The 20426-nt window shown below is 62.0% G+C and carries 3 protein-coding genes; all 3 read right to left on the reverse strand.

Annotated features, from left to right (window positions below):
* Window positions 1-24 precede the first annotated feature (24 nt).
* On the reverse strand, window positions 25-10260 hold the full coding sequence (locus tag XH87_RS24110; protein WP_271589180.1) for a neuraminidase-like domain-containing protein: 10236 nt from the start codon (window positions 10258-10260) through the stop codon (window positions 25-27).
* Between the two features lie 45 nt (window positions 10261-10305).
* Window positions 10306-18318 (reverse strand): SpvB/TcaC N-terminal domain-containing protein, encoded by an 8013-nt coding sequence (locus tag XH87_RS24115; protein ID WP_271589181.1) that lies wholly within the window; start codon window positions 18316-18318, stop codon window positions 10306-10308.
* Window positions 18319-18911: 593 nt separating this feature from the next.
* On the reverse strand, window positions 18912-20321 hold the full coding sequence (locus tag XH87_RS24120; protein ID WP_271589182.1) for a DUF2130 domain-containing protein: 1410 nt from the start codon (window positions 20319-20321) through the stop codon (window positions 18912-18914).
* Between the last annotated feature and the right edge of the window lie 105 nt (window positions 20322-20426).

Here is a 20426-nt window from a genome sequence, read left to right on the forward strand (position 1 = left end):
ATCTCCTGTCACACGGCTCAGTTGTCAGCACAGAACCGCGCAGTCGCGGTCGCAAACGGGCTGCCGCGGCAAGCAACGCTCCGGCGGACCGGCCTCGTACGAGCACACCAAGTAGGCGCGGTGCACGACGCCGACACTCTCGGGGAACAAGAAGTCACCGATGGTGATCGGACGGTCGTCTCGCAGGAACGGGAACGGGTATTCGATCACCCCGTGGAACAAGCAAGGCCAATCTTCGCTCGCGACGCAGGTGAGGAAGTAACGCTCGCAGCACTCCTCGTTCTCCTCGTCGCATTCGCACTCGCGACCCGGCACAAACTCGATCTCATGATTGCGCACGTCGTGACATGCCTGCGCCTCGAACCAGAGCTCGACACGTCTCATCCGAACGGGCCGCTGACCCGGCAAGTATGGGAACATGCTCCGACTCATGCGTAATGTGAGCGCGCAATCCGGCTCTTCGACGACCGGCACGAGCGCCTTGAACCGCTGCCACGAGTCCGAAAAGTCCTGTCGCCAATCGAAGAAGCGTAGTCCCGCGCCCGGCAGCATGCAGGACGCCGCCGCCCAACTAGCCCTTCGTAGCGGCGATCCACCTTCGCGAGCGGTGTAGCTCAACTGGAAGATCAGATCGCTCACCGTGTCGATGTCGAAAGCGTTCGTCTCGATCGGCAGCTCGATCCGCCAGCGACTCACCGCGCCCGCGTACTCGAACGGCAGATAGCGCTCGTCTCGGAAATTGAGCTCAAATAGTCCGGAGTCGTTCTGACCCGTGGAGGTCGCAATCGCTTCTGTCGCGCCATACCGCTTTACCATGCGCGGATCGTCCTTGATGACTTCGTAGCGCTGCCTCTCGCAACAACCACAAGTACATTCGCCAGGGCAGCACTCTTCGACGTCGAGCAACGTGGGCTCGACGCGCGTCGCGCTGCTCAACAGCGTGAGCTTGCAATGAACCCCCGTGTACGGACCCGCGACGCAGGGGATCGTCAGACTCACGGCCTTCACCCGGCGCAGATAGTGCCCTGGATACTCGCGGTCGAGACGCCATTCTGGAATCTCAATCTCGCAGGCGCCCGTCACCTTTAGCTGCAGGAACGCGAGTGGGAAATCGAGGCGCACCGACAGACGCGTGACGAGCTCTTGCTCGCGCCGATTCTGATCGAAGTACGCCTTCTCCATGGCGCGCAGCGCGGCCGACAGACGTTCACCGGCCAGCAGGCCTTCGTGCAACCCGTCCCAAACGTTCAGCGGCAGGTAGGTTTGCGTCGTCAGCTCGCGTTCCAGCTGGAACGCCCGCTGCGCTTGCCGCGCCCAGCACCAGGCGACATCGAACATTTGGCGGTGTAGGGCTGCGACCTCCTGCTGCAGGAAGAGATAGAGCGCGTGATTCGTGAATTTGTCGCGCAGGAAATCCTGAACCTCGGCCGCTTGCTGCTTCTGCTGTGCCAAGTTGTTCAACTGGCGCAGGGCTGCGTCACGCTTGCGCTCGGCACCCAGAATCTGCCGCTCGATCTGCTGGATTTCGATATCGAGCACCGTGACCTGGAACACCCAGTCGGCCTCGCGACGATCCCATCCGCCCTCGGTCAGCGCCAAGCCGCCTTGAGTCGTGGTGATGTCGGCGACCGTATAAAGAATGCGGGCCGCGGCGGCAAACGCATGCGCGAGCTTCGTGCCGATCGGCATCTGGAATACCGACACCGGCGACGACGCAATACCCGCGACGCCCGTCGTGTTGTCGGGAATCAGATTCATGACCTGGCCTACCGCTTCGACCACGTTGCCGGCCGCACGCGTGGTCATCGAGACGCCTGTCAGGTTCTGGTAGTTCTGCTCCTTCGGGATGAGCCCGTTCGCGATCAGGTCCGCGTAGTACTGTCGCTTCGCCTGCGCGGACTGTTTCGACTTCTGCAGTGCCTGGACCTGCCAATCCGCTTCGCGGAACTCCATCCGACGGATTTCTTCCGTCAGGTTCTGTAGCTGCCGCTCATGCCTTGCACGCATCGCTGCGAGGAACTCGGCATCTCCTTTCTCGAATGCCGCAAGTAGTTCGGCGCCCAACGTACGCACGTCGCCCGCCGTCTCCAGCGCGCGCTGGAGGAGGAACTGGAAGCGATAAGGGCTGGGTGGACAGCAGCAACCGTCATCGTCCAAACAATTCCAGGCCGCCGTCTTCCAACCGCGTCGCACGGAATCGTCACCCCAATACGAAGTATCCTGGTGCAGGACGCCGCCCTTCAACCTCGCCTTCGTGAGGCATTGGTGGAGCGCATCGAGTTGATCGACGACGTTATCGTAGATCTCCATGAGACGCGGATTGAGCGGCGGGAAGCGCGGCACGAACGCGGCCACTGTCTGCGGATTCTTGTCGTCATCCTGGCCGAAGATCGTGCGCGGCCGCTCGCCGAGGAATCGCGAGAGCGTGTCGAGGCGCAGCTTCGTCATAGCATAGGCTTCGGGCGAGTTCTTGCACATCGCCGATTGCGCGTACTGAAGTAACGTCTCGAGATAGGACAGCACGACGCTGCGTTGCCGGGCCGCGAGATCCGTCCTGACGAGAGTATCGCAACACGGATCCTGATCCGTTCGCGCGACACTGCGCACCGCGGCCAGCACGATGGGTGCGCCATTGGGATTGGCGTTCGGGTTCGCGTCGGGGTTCGGCCGATGCGGCGCCGCACCGGGCACTGCCGGGTTGGGAAAATTGTTCCCGCCGTCGGCGGGTACGCCCGGCACGTTTCCACCGTCGCGCGGCGGCTTGCGGCACGTCGCCCAGCGCAAATCCTTGTCACCCGGCGTGAAGTAGAGCTCGTACCACTTCAGCGCCGCCTCGTAGCGGCAGTGAGTGCGCAGCGTTGCTGCGACCGTCATCGCTGTCGAGTAAACCGAGGGTTCGAGGGGCGCTCCGGGCAGGAAATAGACGAAGAACGGATACGCCGACAGCGATAGCGGGAATGGCCCTGCCGGTGCCGGCGTCGCGATCACTTCGGGCAGCACGACTGCGGTGTCCGGTGCGATGTCATACCGGAAACCCCAAGGCGAGGGATCCGTGTAGCCGAGCGGAAGCGCATCGGCGTTGGTGACACGGAATCGCAGCGAGTCACCCTCGCGACCGTCGAACTCAAGCTGAGGCTCACCCGCCGCAGGATTCACGTGCGCACCGTCGTCCGAGTAGCGCGGCGTCTGGAACTCGCCGTTGTGCACGCGAACCCAGGCAAGTTTCACCATCGGCTTCGTCGGCCAGGCGACCAGTTTCGGCAACTGCGCGGGGCGATGCCAATCTGACGTCATGTCGCCGGGTGCGGCGCCCCAGTCCGCATCTTGATATAGCGTCTTATCCGCGACGTTGAGAACGGTCGGATCGTAGTACTCCGACTGCACGAGCCAGAAGTAGTACTCGTCCATCACCGACGGATGCACGCGGCCGCAGTCACAACAGCACGGCGACGTCGAGGTTGCCGGCGGCATGAACGAAGAACTGGCCGGCGGCTCTCCGGCCGCGGCGATACGCAGGAAGCGGGTGCCGAGTCGGACCGCGGCCTGCAGCCAAAGAGGCAGCTGCGGCGACGAAGCCCCATTCGGATTGCCATCCCTATCGCCATCCCCGCTGCCATTCGCTGCGCCTGGTGCCACCGCGAGAATCACTGGCCCATTGTTGCCGTTGCCATCGGGGTTCGGCGGCCCGTCGCCACCGCCCCCCGCGATCTGCAGTTGCGACGGCGCAAGCCAGCTCGGCCGCGCGTGCCGCTCGGGTCGGCCCATCAACCCGAGATTCTCAAGTTGCGCCACCTGCTTAAGATGAGACGGCTCCCGATGCTGCAGTGATATGAGCGACGGATGCGCGGGCCAATACGGCGGCGACCAGTACTCCATGCCGCCTGGCTCGGGCGCTGTCAGCGTGGCGCGCCTCAGCTCGGATTCGAGGAATCGGAACGCTTCCGTCTGGATCGCGCGCTCGTGCTCGCTCCACTCGACATAGTTTTCCTTGTACAGCACGCGTCGACAACACGCCTGCCACATGCGCAACGTCGCGAATATCTTGTCCCACGCCGCCGCAAATTCCGGCGTGATCGTGAACGTCGGTTCCTGCGAAAGCCGCGCCCGCTGGACGAACGACTGCACGGCCGTGATCGCCTCTTCGATGCGACTAGCCTTCTCGCAGATTCCCGCCTCGACGTCGAGCAGCAGCAGCGCGCCGATGTCCTTCGCCGACGTCGCAAATGTGCCCGGTGCGAAGGGCAAGGGCACGCGATTCATTCCAGCGAGCCACGCCAGCAAGGCCGCCCGCCCCCGCTCGCGCAACAGGTTGTTAAGATGCTCGAGATCGGCATAGCGCCTCGGCACGCGCTCGATCATACCGTCGCGATAGAACTTCGTCAGGTTCGCGTTACCGATGGCCATCGCGGCCGCCGTGCTCCCCGCCCAGACGTCGGGCTGCGCGGACGACAGATCGAGTGGCACGAACGCCTGCAACAGCTTCCGCACCCAAAGCGACGCGTGCCAGCAGCGAATGGCCCAGCGATCGTCGCAGAGCATCGTCCAATCGACGGTCACGCCATCATAGAAGTCCAGGACGAGTGGCGCGTCGTCCATATTGATGCCGAGATCCATGAGCAATGGCACCGGGTCGATCGGTTGCTGGTTCGATGCCTCGACGAAGCAAAGCCAGGTGAGCCGTTCGGTGTGCCTGCGAACCGCTTGTCGCATATGCGTGTAGTCGTATAGTCGCTCGAACCAATCGAACAACGCCTGCCTGCGCCGCACGGACGGTGTCGCACGCGCATCGAGTGGAGCGGGCGGATTGCGCTCCGGATCGCCGTCGTAGACGTCGCCGATCGGAAGGAAATTGAAGTCCAGTGATGCACGGTGCGACGTGAACGGCGCGCCGGCCACGTAGCTGCAGCCGGCAAACGGCGCCGCCGACGACAGCATATACTCGATCTCCGAAACATTAGCGCGCACAACCAGACCCGCGGACAACCGCAATCGATGGCAGAACAGCAGCGCCTTGAACGCGCGCTGATAGGTGCGACGAATGTCGCGCAGGCTGCTTGTGTACTGTTGCGCTAGATATTCCAACGCCGACGGCACGACGGCCTGTGCACTCGTCAACGGACCGGTCGAGACATCGCGATATAGGCGCTCGATAGGCAGCGCGATGATGCAGTCCTCCGTATCAGGACCTTGATACTTCACGGTGAAGCCGGTGTGAGCACGCACCAATTCGTTCTTCTCGTCAAACTCAGGCGGCGTCTCCGCGAAATCGATGTTGATGAAATAGGCGCCGCGCTTCAGATGCAATGGGCCGGAAATGCGGTCCGGTGCCTGCTCGTCCGCCCACCGATAGTTCAGCAACCGGAACGTCTTCTGCCCGCGTCGGAGATTGACCCGCCACTTGTTGCGATTGCACTTCTCGAAATCGGGTCGCTCGCAGTCCGGCGTCGGCGCGCCAGCAAAGAACGTGTACGTACCCGACCTCTCGACGATGAGAACGCCCGACCAGCGCGCCGCGAATCCTTCGGCGCCAGCGAGCGGCAGTCCGTCCGTTTCGCGAAGGGCAAGTCCGTTCCGAATCAGTGCGAACTCATGCTCGGCCGCCGGCAGCGTGAAATCGAGTTTCGGAATGATGCTGGGGACCGGCGCATTCCACTCGTCGCCGGCTCGCGTAAATACGCTCATCGCACCGGTCAGCTCTGGCCACGCGCTGCCGCTCGCGCCCCTTACTTCACCCAGGAGGCCGGTGCCTGTGAGACCCGTCAGCGCCGCGAATGCACCGCCGGTCGGCCGCGCCCAGGTGAAGCCCGCCGGCAGTTGGCCGTCGTCACGCTCCCACGCACTCGTCGCGAGATTTTCGTCACCCTGCAAGCGACGAAGAATCAACAATGCGAGATCGATCTCGACCTCGCTCTTGTCCGAGGCGTAGGCGACGTGACCCGTCAGGTGTTCGGCAATGACACGCGCACGGCGCGAGAACGTCACGAACGATCGTCGGAAGTATTCCCAGCGCTTCCATTCGTCCGCCTCCTCTATCAGCGCCTTCTCCGCCTCTACAAGGCTCGTGAAAAGAAATGAGAACCGTGCCAGTTCCGCTCGCGGCGCGAAGTATAGCTGTTGAACCGCGGCGCGCTCGTTGGCCGTCAACTGCTCGATCGCGTTGAGCTTGAAAAGCACGTCCGCATCGCGCAGGGGCAAGGAAGTGACGAGCTCTTGCGCGACCACGTCGTACTGGAAGGGGCCGGGATGCGGGAAATTCCACATGCCTGCGACCGTACCCGTGAGCGCGGTGCGGTATTGGCGCGCCTGCGGTCCGGCGGCAATGCCCGATCGCGCCAGCGTCTCGGGAAAAAAGTGCTCTCCTAGCGTCTGGAGCGGATCCGTCCCGACCGGCGGGTCGTAGCCGAACTCCGTGCGCATCGCGGTCGAAAGGGCCGTCCAGGTCAGCGCGGCCAAGTCTTCGTCCTTGGCGTGGACGTGCAGGAGCTTCTCGCGCAAGTTCCACAGATCGAAGGGATGCCCCTCTTCTGGAAGATCGAAGGGTTGGTCAAGCGCTTCGTTGCCATCCTGCTGGAAGAATGGATCGTCGCCGTCGAGATGCTGATCAACCGAGAAGAGATACAGCAGCTCACCCGTCGTGAATGACGAGCCATAGATCTTCGCCAAAACCTCCGTGAAGCGGAGCGTGTTGGTCGGCTGCCCATTCCATCGGGCCGTGGCCGGATCGAAGCCGCTCAGCAAGGCGAGCGGGTCCAGGTTCTCGCGGAGGATCTTCATGAACTCCGGCGGCCGATGGCGACGATTGCTGCCCGGACGTCGTCCCGGCGCATGCTCGCGCTCGGCGCGATCTTCGACGCAACCGAGAAGATGCTCGATCGCCCAATCGAACGACGACGCCGGCCCAGCGCTCCACAATCCGAGTAACCGAGTGCGCGTCGCGCCCGTGGCATTCGGTGCGGCCGGGTCGGTACCGAGATGGAGTCGCCAATCGTCACGCAGGATCTGAAACGATACGAGCTGTCGGATGAACTCGGGATCCACGTTGGCGCCCTGGAACAGCCCGAGCACCAGGCAGATGTCGCGAAGGTCGGCAAAACTGTAGCCGGCACCGCGCAGGCACTTGAGCGATCGCCAGAGACGGATGAACACCATCAGCCGGCGGAGCGCGTCTTCCACTGATTCGGGATTGGTGAACCGAATGATGAGACCTTCGGGACAGCATGGCTCGCAATTCGGGAAGTCCGTGTCTTGCGGCGCTGGACCGATCGGCTGACCGTCCGCGTTCACCTGATCAGGAACTTGGCGTTCGAACTCGACGAACTTCGACTTCCACAATTCGAGGAACTCGCAGTACTCGAGTCGGGTGCGTCTCAGGAAATCCGGCACCTGCACGACGATCGACTTCCAGTCGACACCATCGATCACGTCGGCCGGGAACCCGTACATGCCGCGCAACGCGTTTGCGCTGATCGGGCTCACGTAGAGCGTCTGGTACTCCGTCGGCGAGAGACCGAGGTACTCGATCGCCAGTTCGATGCGCACGGGATAGCGCCAGAGGTGCTTCTGGAAATCGACCGCTTCTTCATTCGCATTGATGGCGAACTCTGTGATCTGCTCGCGAAATGCTCGCATGGTCGCGAAGCGCGATGTGCCCATCGCGCAGAGATACGAGCGCGAAACGTCGAGGGGCTGCGAGTACGGCAGCAACGGCGATGAGAAGTCGGCTTCGAGCGTAGCGTAGGCACCCGGTCGCTTCAGGGGCGTCGCCGGCGTCGAGTACTCCGGGAGCGCGGCGAAGAGCACATTCGGTGCGTGGCCCTCGCCCTCTTTGCTATCCGGCGCCTTGAGCGTGTGTCCGCCGAGCGTGGTGCCATTCGTGTCATACACGACGCCCGCCGCGCTGCCGTCAACGAGCGCTTCGAGATTCTCGTTGACGATGTCGATCAGTGGCAGCGTCGTGCAGAGATCGGCGGCCGTGGCGTGCAGATCGCCGAGTGGCCCGCGTCGAGACGCAATCAACGTGCCGAGCGTATCGCCCGTCGCAACCGGGTGATCGCACGTCGTACCGATGCCGGTAGCCAGCAGGTCGTGCAGATATTTCACCGGACCCAGCGGGGACAAGTGCCATGGCGGGATGCAGTTGACGAGCGATCCGTCTGGATTGATCGGCGTGAACGGGCCAGGCGCCACAGGGGGCACGCCCGCGACCGAACCGCCGGCCGCGGCCTGAATTGCGGCGGCGAACGGATAGGCGACGGTTCCCGTCAGCGCGTACTCGAACTCGGTCGGCGACAACGCTTGAATCTGCGGGCGCGACGTGAAGCCGCGCGCATAGAGCGCTTCGAGCAGTGAGAACTGCAGCGATGCGGGCCCCACGCCAGTTGTCGCGCGCAGCAAGTCGTCGATTGTCTGAAGCGCGTTGAGCAACCAGGCCTGCGCGTTTGCGTCGCCGGGGAACACCGTCTGAATTGCGTTCACGATGAGCGGCGCGCCCCAATTCGCTACGGGAAAGGCAAAACCCGGCGCCGCCGCAAGAAACGCTTCAAACGGGTCATTTTCGGCGATCGGTATAGATAGCGCTCCGCCCCCTGCGCCCAACACCGGCGCCGGCGCGATGGAAAGCACTTCGAAATATTTGCGGACCTGCCGAACGAACGCCTGCACGCGCTCTTCGGGCGTTCCCGGATTCGTAAAATCGGGCAGCAACCCTACGTTCGCGGGCAGGAAGAAAGCCATCCACTGCTGAACCGTGAGCGCTTTCAGTTGCCCCGTGTTTGCGACCGGGATGGTCTTGATTGCCGCAATCAGCGCGGCCGAGTTCGCTGTGACGACGGTCTGCTGAGTGACGATAGCCAGCACGAGATCGAGATGGCCCGGCACGAGGGCTGCTGGAAACGGGCTCTGCTGCCAGAACGGATCGATCGACGGGTTCATGTCCGCGAGCCACGCGGTCACCAGCGCATTCACCGCCGTATTGAGCGGACACAGCGGCGGCCGCTGCACTCGCCCGCGCCCGATCGCAACGAGACGTCGAGCGGCGTTCTCCGGCGAGATCGCCGCGACCGCGATGATGTTCGCGTCGATCGCCGCTTTGATCCCCGAAATGATGCGCGACTCGTCATCGTCGGTCGCCATGCGATAGCGCTGATCGGCGGTGACGTTCGCCGCGAGCACTGCGGAGAGCGCGTAGAAGTAATCCGCAGGCACCTGGAAGTTGAGCGTCAGGACGGCGTTGTCCTCGATGACCACATCGGCTTGCCTGAACGTGGAGCCCGGCGTCGGCGGCGTGCCGGTTTCGACCGGGAAATGCAGACTCGCACGCACCGGTGCCGCACTCTGCTGTTCGGCCCACACCGCAGCAGATATCGCGAAGACGTATTGCGCGAGCCGATCCGAGTTCGCGTTTTGAAGCGCGTAGTAGCCCAGCAGACTCGCCTCGTACTGCTTGCGATCCATGTCCGCCTTATCGCGATCGTCGTTGCTCCACGACGTGTCGGTCTGCGGACGTGTGTACATGTCCTCGAGCCGCCGATTGTTCGGGCGGTCGGGCGGCGGTGTTATCTGGCGATTCCAGATGATCTCGCGCGCGATCTGCCGCGCCTGCGCGGCCGTGAGCGGGCTACGGTTGGCGAGCGTGGTGCCGCCACTCGGATCCTGCGCCAACACCTTGTCCACGGCGGTACGCAGCGAGGCGAACTTCGGCGGCGTGCCGTCCGTCGGCAAGTCGACGAATGCTGCATTTGGATCGAGCGCAACCGCGGGATCGGGCAACGACACCACCAACGCGGGCGGATCGACGCTGATGTAGGTCGTCGGATTGTTCGAGATCGGCGCATTCGCCTCGGTCTTCACATTGAAGTCGAGCCGTTCGTACGCGACGAGTTGCGTGCCTTGCTTGATCTCAAGGCGCAGGTCGCTCGTGTTGAACTCCGCTGCCGGCGGATTGAGCTCAATGACCGCGGTCGCCACCGCCTCGAGACGAACATCCGGATCGGGCGGCGCCGGCAGCGGATTCACCTGCACCGGATAAACGGAGAAGTGCTGCAGAATCCGTTGCGTCGCCGGCGTGAACGCTGGCCCCGTTGCGTTGATACCAGTGTTCGGAACCCACGCACCTTGTGCCTGCCCGACGAGCGTCCCATCTGCCGTATTGCCGAACGACAAATCGAACGCGCGGATCGAGAGGTTTGTCAGATATGAACTGAAATTGGCGCCGCTGGTCGGCTTCATTGGCACAAGGCGGACGAGGATGACTTGTGGCATGGTTTGATCTTTCTCAATACCTCTTATTTAGTTATCGATGCCTCACTATTGTGGGGGCGTGTACCTGCGTTGCCCGAACAACGACTTTATCCATCCATCCAAACCCATGCCGGTCGGTGGTGTCACATGCTCTGGAGGAACTATGAAACCTTGTCCTGATGAACGCGGAGCTGGATCGTTTGCCCATTTCGCGCCGAACCATTTAGGCTCCCACTTGAATGACTTGGCATAAGTAGACCAGGCGGACGGTTCGCCGGGCACAATCCAGTCTCCTGGTTGCAGGCCCGGTCGCCCCCAACGAGACACTGGCACCATGGACTCCGGAGCTATCCCGGATTGGGTTGCGCTGACGGGACCACGGAAAATGTTCTTGGATGACATCGAGGAAAGAGCAGTATCAATCTCTGCATCGGTTAAACCTGAGAACGGATTGGGCGGTCTTTGTCCACCACCGCCACCTGGCCCGGGCAAACCCGCCACCATGGCGCCAACAAATATGCCCATCACAATTTGAACGTCAGCGCTTTGGCTTTCATTTACTATAGATCCAGTCATGTCGGTAAGTATGTTGCCCTTAATTTGCCAGTCAGCGTGGTCGATCTTCATTTTCCAATAGTTTTGGGCCGAACTTGATAGCTTATTCCATTGTACCTCAGCGAAATTTGCCTCGGTCCTTAGATCGCCGATGATGTGAAGCATGATTGAGGCATCCTCATTGAGCCCAGCTTTTCGCATCGCATCGGAGACAACGAGCAGACTGTCCGCTCGGGTGCGCAGCTTGCCGATCTCGTTGGGAGTAAGACGGGGATCGCTGTTGGATAACCCCCGGTCGAGAATCGGTCGCATCAGTCCTTGAGTATATTTTTCTTTTAATTCCAGCGATCGAGCCGACACCCTATTCAAAAAGTCTTCGTCGGATTCGACTGATACAGGAGGTGGCTCTTCAGGAGCTTGGCAAACCATATCTTCGGGCGCGAGGCAGACAGGCGGCTCATCATCGATTTGGGATTCAGTCGCATCGATGCATGTCGCATTGGTCGGATCGCACTGCGTGCCGGTCGAGTCAGTGAAGTTCAGTGGGTTGCTGCGGCCATAGACATAGGGATTGGGCCCGTCCACGAGTCCCGCCGGATCGGCCGCCGTCCAACGACCCAGCCAGACGGCGTAGTATCTCGCTCCGTGGTAATACAAACCACTTTCTTCGTCGCGCTCCTTGCCCGTGTAGCGATAACGCTTCGCCGTCTCGGTCTGGTTGCGCACGGCCTGATAAGTCGAGCTACCGTACGGCGCGTACTCCTCGTAAGAAATGATTTGTCCTTCGTCATCCAACTCGAGGCTGGCCGAGCCCAGGTGATTGCCGAACTGGTAGCGGATGAGCTGTTGCGGCGATCGATCGCAGCCTTTGGTGTCGAGGGTGCGCGTCTCGACGAGGGCGAGGCACCCCACGTCGTCCATCACGTGCAGCGTCTCGCGTTCCAGCACGACAGTGCCAGCGCCGATCGCGCCCCTGTGTTTACGGAAGATCTCGAAGCCGCCGATGTAGAGGCGCTCTTCGGTGAGGCCTGGGGCCTTCTCCCACACTTTGCGGATGCGCTGGCCTGCAGCGTCGTACGCATACAGGGCTGTGCCACCGCCACCCAAATCGGTCCGGCGCAGTTGGTCTTTGTAGTCCCAGTGGAGATTCGGCCCGGGAAGGCCGCAGCCCAGATGTGGCATGCGCAGCATGTTGCCGTGGGCGTCGTGCAAATAGGACTCCGGGTGGGGGGCGTTGCCGGCGGGGTTCAGCGTGGTGCGGGTCAGTCGGTTGCTGTTCTTGAGCAGCGCGCTGCCGCTGCCGTCTTCGATCAAGCTAGGTTCGAGGTAGTTGTAGGCGCGCGTCCAGCCAGAATGAGCAAGGTCACTGCCGCGGTGCTGCATCTGTAGCAAGTTCCCGACGGCGTCGTACACATAGCGCTCGATGTACGTGCCCATAACGTTGCCATCGCCGGGATGCAGCAGCCGGATACGATCCACGTCGTCGTGAGAATGGACGATGGGCGCGCCGCCCTGGCCCAGGTGTTCGCGGCCGGTTGCTTGGATCAGCCGGTAGAGGGCGTCGTAAACGTAGTCGTTGTTCGGCTCGACGCGCTTGTTCCGGAAGAAGACGGTCTGCTGCGCGTCGTCCCGGATATGAGTTATGTTCCCGGCGGGATCGTAGGTGTAGTGCAGGTTCTGCACATGTTTGCCGGGCGAGCCGGGAACGGGAGGCTGCGGGTCGTCGCCGGTGAAGTCCGCAGCCTTGCGCCTGGTCAACAATTGGATGAGCCGGAAGGTAAGCGGGTCGTAGCGGTAGAAGGTGCTGGCACCGTTCTTGTAGTCGATCCGCAGGCGCTGGCCCTTGGCATTGTAGTCGATGTTGGCGACGCCGACCGGCGATGCCGCCTCGCTAGCCGGGTCGAGCAGCGCGGTGGTTTCTGCCGCGCGCCCCAGCCACACGTCCACCCGCTCCAGCAGATTGGCTTCGTTGAACACGGGCTGGATGACGTTGAACTTGCCGGGGCTCAGATTGCTGCGGGGTGCAACAGATTGGACGGGGCGGTTGAGGGCGTCGTAGCGGGTGCTGCCCTCGAACAATTCATCGTCCAACTTCGGGTTCAGCAGCCAGTTGGGGATGGCGGTGTAATCGCTCACCAGCCGTCGCGTACTACGCAGCAGGTTGCCCTTGAAGTCGAAGGCCTCGATCGGGCTGCCGTTGGCATCGAGCCGGGCGTTGGTGGCAACGCCAGCCGAGTCGAAGTGCCGGCAGATGCGAGTGCGAAGGTTGAGCGTTTCGGCGTTGGCGAGTGATTCACCGTACTCGATCCTGTCTACCAGGATGTCGCAGTTCAGCGTGCGCGGATCAGACTCAGCAGTCGTGCCGCGTACGGTTTGCTCGACCGGACGGCGCAGCGCGTCATAGGTGGTGGCGAAGTTGTGGCCGCGGCTGTCCCAGGCGCGTATGGGCTTGCCGGCCACGTCGTTAAGCGTCCACCGGGCGCCGGCCTCCATACTGAAACGGTGGATGCGATTGCCGAGCATGTCGTAGGCGTAGCGAATCACGATGCGGCCGAACGGGTCGCCGGCCTGCTGGATGGCGTCGCGTATGGCGCGCTGGTTGCCTTGGATGTCCAGCTCGACGCGGGTGGCGAAGCTGCCTTCGGTGTTGTTCAGGGCGTGGCCGGCACAGACAACGCGATTGCGCGCAATCGTCAGGAAAGGGCGGCCCAGGGCGTCGAGACGCGCCGTCGTGGGCGTGTCTGCGTGGGCTGCGGCGCGCTCGGCGGCCCTTTGTTCGTCCGCTCCTAGGGCGCCACCGATACGTTGTTTGTGCCAGGTCTGCCAGGTTGCGGGCTGTGTCTTGAAGTATTTCGCGACGTAGCCGGCGATGTCGGGGTCGGTACGCGGGTCGCCGGTCTGCGGTGGTCTTGGATCGCCCGGTTGGGCGGGGCCCGGCGCGCAGGTGTCGTTGACGTCATAGGTGGTCTGCTGCCAAGGGTCGAACACCACTTTCTCGAAAGAGCCGTTCGGGTGTAGTTTGGCGATGACGCGCTCAGCCGGGTCGTAGAACAACACCGGGCTAACGCCGATGCGGACATCAAACTCGAAACGATGGGTGCCGGTGAAGAAGGGCTCGAACTGGCGGACCGGCTTGCCTTTGTTGTTGAACACCGTCCAGCCACTGCCGAACCAGCGCGGGGCCACGCTATTCGGTGTCGTTACCGGCTGACCGTCCGCGCCCACGATTATCTTGCCGTTGGCATTCCGCTGTGGTCCAGGGCCCGGCTCAGCCTGGAACTTCTTCTGGATCTCGCGTCCGAAACCGTCGGAATAGGAAAAGCTGAGTTGGATCTTCAGGCCCTGCGGCGGCAATGGCGCGCTGACATGCGTTTCGCGGGCGAGCGTGGCGGCGCAGGCCGGCTGCCACTTTGTCGGGTCGTTGGGGCTGGCCTGTCGGGTGCGGCGAAAGCGGTCGAGGTCGTAGAGGACACGCGTGGTCGCGTGCTGCAGCAGCGCCGCAGTGCTGCTGTGCGGATCGGGCGCATCGAAAAAGCCATCGAGATCAGCTTGCGTGAGGTCGGTGACGAAGCCATGGAGCGAGTCACCTTCGAGCGGAGCGGGGAGAGGCTTGCCCATGACGGCAGTGCCCACGACCATGCCCAGCGTGTCGAAGACGACTTGCGTCCGATTGCGGTTGGCGTCGCTGACTGAGGACGGCTGCATTACGCGGTAATCAATGGTGTCGACCGTAATGCGATTGCCGAGTGCATCGCGCGTCCCGGCGATCAGCAAATCGTAGGCATCGAAGTCGACAGACGAGTTCTGCTCGAAGGGCCCGCGGTAGCGGCGCACCGTGAAAAAATGGGCGCCGGCTTCAGCCAACTCGTCGGCGGCCGCGACCTCACCCGCGTGAAAGAACACGCGGCCCGAGGGTATCCACCAGTGGCCGTTCCCATCGAGGTCGACGTAGCCGCCGGCCGAAGCATCTTGCCCGCCCAGCACGCGCGCAGGATCGGGCAGCAACGCTTCGGCACTCCGCCCGGAACGCGGACGCTGAAAAGTCTGGTTAAGAAGACCCGGTGTGAATGCGAGCTTGTAACCCTCGCCGGGGAGACAAAGCGATTGAATTTCGCCCAGCGGCAGGAGCGCACCCAGGTCGTTGCGACGATAGAACGTTCGCACCCGTTCAACCGGACGTCGCCGCTGACTGCCTGTGGCCGTCGCTTCGTAGGCGACATCAGGGCCTGAATGCTTGTGGCGCAGACGACCTCCGCGTGCCGGATCGGGCTCGACGAAGTCCGATGCTTGGAACCGGCCACTCTTCCCCGTCGCTGCGTAGCCGGTCAACTCGAATGTGATGGATTCGCAAGGAAGCGGATTGCGATGCGCGTCCGGCAACGTGACCGCATTGGTAAAGCGTGTCTCTGTATAAGTCAGCAGGGACGAGCTTTGGCGGTCACGATCCCATTGCGTCGACAACGGCGAAGTGCGCCGACCATAGGCAATGGCCGCCTGCTTGAGCACGTTGCCGTAGTCATCCACTTCCAGAGTGAGTGTATGCTGGATGCGGGGATCCTTCGGATTGCGCTCGTAGTGGTAGGTAATCGATTCGCGCCCGTGCGTGAAAAACACCGCGTATCGATTGAGGCCTCGGTGCTGCAGCACCCGGATGCTGAGGTTCTGCTCCGTGATCGTGTAAGGCGTGCGCGATCGTCGAACCTGCGCAGGTGTCGCAAGCGGTCCCTCAGCGTCGTCAGCGTAAATTTCCTGGCGCAGCAACGTGCCTTTTAGCGACCGACACGCTTCGCGATCTTCTTCCGGCGTCAAGCCGGGCGGCACCATGGTGTCGTCGAGGAGCTGCGCGCGCGCAGTCGCGAGCGTCAGTCCGGGCTCGCGAAAATATTCGCGCTCGTAGTGACGAGAGACCCGCTCGGCACCGAGGCAGATGCCGGTATGGAACCAGCTCTTGGTGTGCACGGGCGGTACGTGCGATTCGGCTGCGATGTTGTCTGCCGGGAAATTGCTGCCGTCGAGCGCCGCAAACTGTTCCGTGTCCCACTGCTCGACCATGCCGAAGCCGCGGAACTCGCGCTCTACACCGTCGTAGTGGCCATGGTGATATCTAAAGCGACTAACGAATCGATTCCGACTGACGTGATCGAAAGACTCGATGCGTTCGAGCACGTGTACCGGAAATGGCAGACGCGTAACCCATGGCCGTCCGGCTTCTCGGTCGGCGAGATAGAACTCGGTGGAGGACGCGTACGTCAGCCGCGTCTCGGCGCCGAGCTGATTGTCCCAGCGGACCAATAAATGCGGCTTCGTGCCGCACATAAGGTCTATGAACTGCACCGGACGCCATGCGATGCCTGGAAGCGCGGTCGACCACACGAGGCAGGCTGTGCCGCGCCCGAGCAGATCGAGAACGTCGAGCGCCACGCCTTCGGTCAGCACCATCTCCGAAATCGTGCGCGGCTCGCTCAGTCCGTTGCCGCTTTCATTGAGGAACACCTTGACGCCCTGGCGTCCGGCGTAGAAGACGTCGGTCGGTCCGGAGCCATCGGCGTCGGCGAAGCGCAGCAGACGCGCATCGAAGATGCCTTCCTCATCGAAGCGGGGCGAGCGGTCCATCGTGACTTTCGGCCCGAATCGGCCGTGGCCAAGATTCGGCCAGTAACAGACTTCGCCGTTGCGAACGCGGACGAGATCAGTGAGACCGTCGCCTGACATATCGGCGAGGAACACGGTCTGGTCCGCTTGCCCGAGTAGCACGCGTGGACCGCCTTCCTCGTTCCATGGCACGCGCACGCGGACCGCTTCTCCGAAGCCGCCGTCGCCGAGCGACGGATGCCACGTGATCGCCTGATCGTCCGTGATCAGAATGTCGGCAAGCCCGTCACCCGAAAGATCGGTCAGACGAACGTTAGCACTGGTGAAATCGACGAGCGGGAACGAGCGGAACGGACGAAACGGCGTCCACCCCCCATCATCGGTGCGATCGAAGTATCCGCCGGTGCCCTGCGTGAGGGTCGCGAGCTCGAGCCGGCCATCCGAGTCGAGATCGATCAGCTGCCATCGGCCGCCCTCGCTCGCGGGTCTGGTGCGAACCACCTGCACCGGCCCGAACCGGCCCTGCCCACGATTCGGTTTGTAGTACCACGCGCCCGACTCTTCGGCGAGCACGCCGGCGATTCCTTCGCCATCGAGATCCGTCCACTGGTAGCCCTGACCTGTGACGCCGACGGGAAGATTCTCGAGACTCTCGCGCGGCAGCTGCTCGACCTTCCATTCTCGACGCGCCGGATCGTCAAGCGCGCTCGGCGCATACTGCAGCAACAACTCCGGCATCGATCGTCGCCGATACGATCCATCTTCGAGCAACCGATAGCTGGACTGTGTGACGTGCGACAGGCGCGTGCCGAGCGGTCTCTCGTCGTAGTCCAACTGGATGTCGCGTACGAGCGTTCGCTCGCTGCCGAGCATCTCCGGCATGCGATGCACTACGAGAAAGCGTCGACACAATCGATGCGTGCGGATCTCGAACCCAGAGCGCGATTTCGAAAACGGGTCTCGGCGCGCATGTCTCGGATGCGGTGGAGCGTTCGTCCAGCGCACGCGCTCGAATCCGTCCGCCTCCGGTTCGTGCGAGAACGATTCATCGCCGTAGTCGAGCACCACTTCGAACAGCCATTCGGTTTCCGGATCGACGTGCGGCCGTGGCAGATGACAGCGACGCGCCGAGTCGATTGAAACATCGAGCAGTACCGGTTTGCGGGGTCCCCACCGGGCGCGTTTCAGGTATCGGTTCGCGCTTCGGGATCGAAGGCGCTCGCTCGCACGCGTGATGTCGACACCATCGTCGCCCTCGGCCGCGTACTCGTACTCGATGGCGTTGCCGCGATCATCATAGCTGCGACAGATGAGCCACTCGAAAATACGCTCCGCATCCTCGGGATCTGCAATGCGCGATTCGGGCGTTTCGCCGTAGACGGTGAGAACGTTATCTCGAGAAATGGTACGCCAGTGCGTGTCGCCGTCCGCGATGCGCGTCCAGCTCTCGATCCGTGCGAAATCCCCTTCGATGCGCGGTCGAAAAGCCCGCACGAAGTAGCCGTTCGTCTCTCGATGTGCGATCCACGGCCCGTCCTCTGCGCTGATCGGCACGAGATCTTCCGATCCGGACAGCAGGAAAATATCTGCCGCGGCATCGGCCGCCGCGACGTTTTCGGCGCGCCGCGCGAAGGGCACGTAGCGCGGAGCGCCCTTGTCCGTCCGCCTGGAAATAGAAGGAAGGCCGAGTGTCCAGCCGAGTCCGTAAGGGCCGTTGCCTGATCCGGAGCTGTAAGACAAGGTGAGTGCGGGTTGAAACTCACCGCGACTCTTGCTCAGCGGAATCGGGACGGTGAGGGTTGCGGTGCCGTTCACCGGATTGGTCTGAAACTTCTCGCCCAATCCTCGGATGGCCCCACCGCCTTTCGGGAGGCTGACCTGCGGCGCTGCGAATGGCGATGGCGTTTCGGGTTGTTGTTCTGTTTGCGGCATGCGACCGATGTACCCCTCGGATCTCTCTCGTGTACTTTCGCCGGCGCTATTTCATTGGCTTGCTCGCAAGACGCCGCCGCGGCCAATGTCGAAAGTTCAACCGACGCTTCATGGAACTCCGTTTGGCTCGAAATACAGCGTTGCGTCCGCCAGACTTTGCGGCCGACGGCTGCAGACAGATGTGATCTGCCTCACCAATCAGAATTTTGTTTTTCAACTGCGTGCCAATCACAGGGTCGTGGACCGCAGATTCCTGCCCCATCGTGATCATTGCAAGCCGCTGGGTGCAGTCCATCGACGGATCAGCCGAGTGAGGTCGTTGGCCCTGGGGGTTGTATCGCAGGAAAGGACGCCGCCACGATTCGGCGGCCACATCAGGAAGGGAAGTCCGCCCCCGTGCAGAGAGATTTAGCGCTTGCGTTACGTCGACCCGTTGAGCCGGCGCCCTCGGAACACCATGACAGAGCTTAGGCCATGGTCACCGCAAGCGACGAAAAGTTGCGGCATCGGGCCTCCCGGCGCTCAACCTTAAATCGTAAATGTGATCACACCATATTAGGTCACAGCATGTTCTGCCTGACCCGGCTTAGGATTTACTCCGCAGCTTCAGCGGTATGGCTTTTGAGCTCCGCAAACTTCGCTGCCATCGTCGGATTGCCCCGGGTCAGCTTTTTGATCGTCACGTCCTGCGCCTTGTCGTTCGCAAGGCGGAGATTCCGGTCGGCGCCGATCAACGCGTCCTTGGTCTTCTGCAGGTGATCGATGGACTTGTCGATCTCCGCAATCGCGGTCTGGAAGTGTCTAGAGGCGAGATCGTAGTTCTTCGAGAATGCGGTCTTGAACGTTTCAAGCTGGCTTTCGAATTGGGTGATGTCGATGTTCTGCGCTTTCACGAGCGCCAGCTCATTCTTGTACTTGAGCGAGTTGTTCGCCGCATTCCGCAGAAGCGTAATCATTGGCAGGAAGAACTGCGGCCGGATGACATACATTTTCGGATAGCCGTGGAAGACGTCGACGATGCCCGCATTGTAGAGTTCGTTGTCCGGCTCAAGCAATGAGACCAGGATGGCATACTCGCAGCCCTTCTCGTTCCGGTCCCGATCGAGCTCCTTGAGGAAGTCCTCGTTCTTGCTCTTCGTTGCGGTTCTGTCGCTTTCGTTCTTCATCTCGAACATGATCGAGATGATGTCGGTGCCGGAATCGTCCGAGTCCCGGAAGATGTAATCGCCCTTGCTGCCGGTCCGCGCATCGTTGTCTTTCTCAAAATACGCCCGCGGAAAAGCCATCGACCGCACCCGATTGAACTCGGTCTCGCAGTGCTGTTCGAGGGTCTCGCCGACCATCTTGGTCGACAGGCGGGCTTTCATGTCCTTCAGGCGCTCGATTGCGTCGTCGCGATCCTTGATCTGCGTTTCGTACTTGTCCTTCAGCGACTGCTCGGAGAGCTGCTTTTCAAGCTGCACCTGCTTGATGCCGTTCTTCAGCTCGTCGCGCTCTTTCTCGATGATGCCGACCGCCTCGGTCACGGCGAGCTTCTTCTGAAGCTCAGCAGCCTCAAGCTTGGCCTTCAGCTCCTGAATTTCCTTTTCCTTGGCGGCGGTGATCTTGTGCTGCTCGGTGGCAAGGAGCGCTTCAGCAAGCTCCGAGGCCGCTTTCTTCTCGCGCTCAGCCTCGGCCAGCGCGTTTGCAAGCCTGTCACGCTCCTTCTCCACGGCGTTGAGCGCTTCGGTGACGGCAAGCTTCTGAGCAACCTGACTCCCCTCAAGCTTGGACTTCAACTCCAGGATCTCGGCGTCCTTGGCGGCCGCAGCCTTTTGCAGATCGTTGCTCACCTGGGCCTTGGCCAACTCCACAGCGCTCTGCTTATCACGCTCGGCTAAGTCCAGCCGTTCGTGGAGCTGCTCTGCAAAATCGGCGTCACGAACCTGCTTCAAAATATCCGCGTAACCGGACTCGTCGACCTTAAAGGCCTTGTCACAGTGGGGACAGATGATCTCGTGCATGGTTCCTGTCCGGATCGGGGCGGCTGCTGTTGTCATTCAAAACATGGGCTAACAGCTGGCAGAATCGCCATGCCGCCATGAGAACAAAATTAGAACAAGGAACTT

Origin of the sequence: Bradyrhizobium sp. CCBAU 53415 (genome assembly GCF_028128735.1) — a bacterium.
In the GTDB taxonomy this organism is placed as follows: Bacteria; Pseudomonadota; Alphaproteobacteria; order Rhizobiales; family Xanthobacteraceae; genus Bradyrhizobium.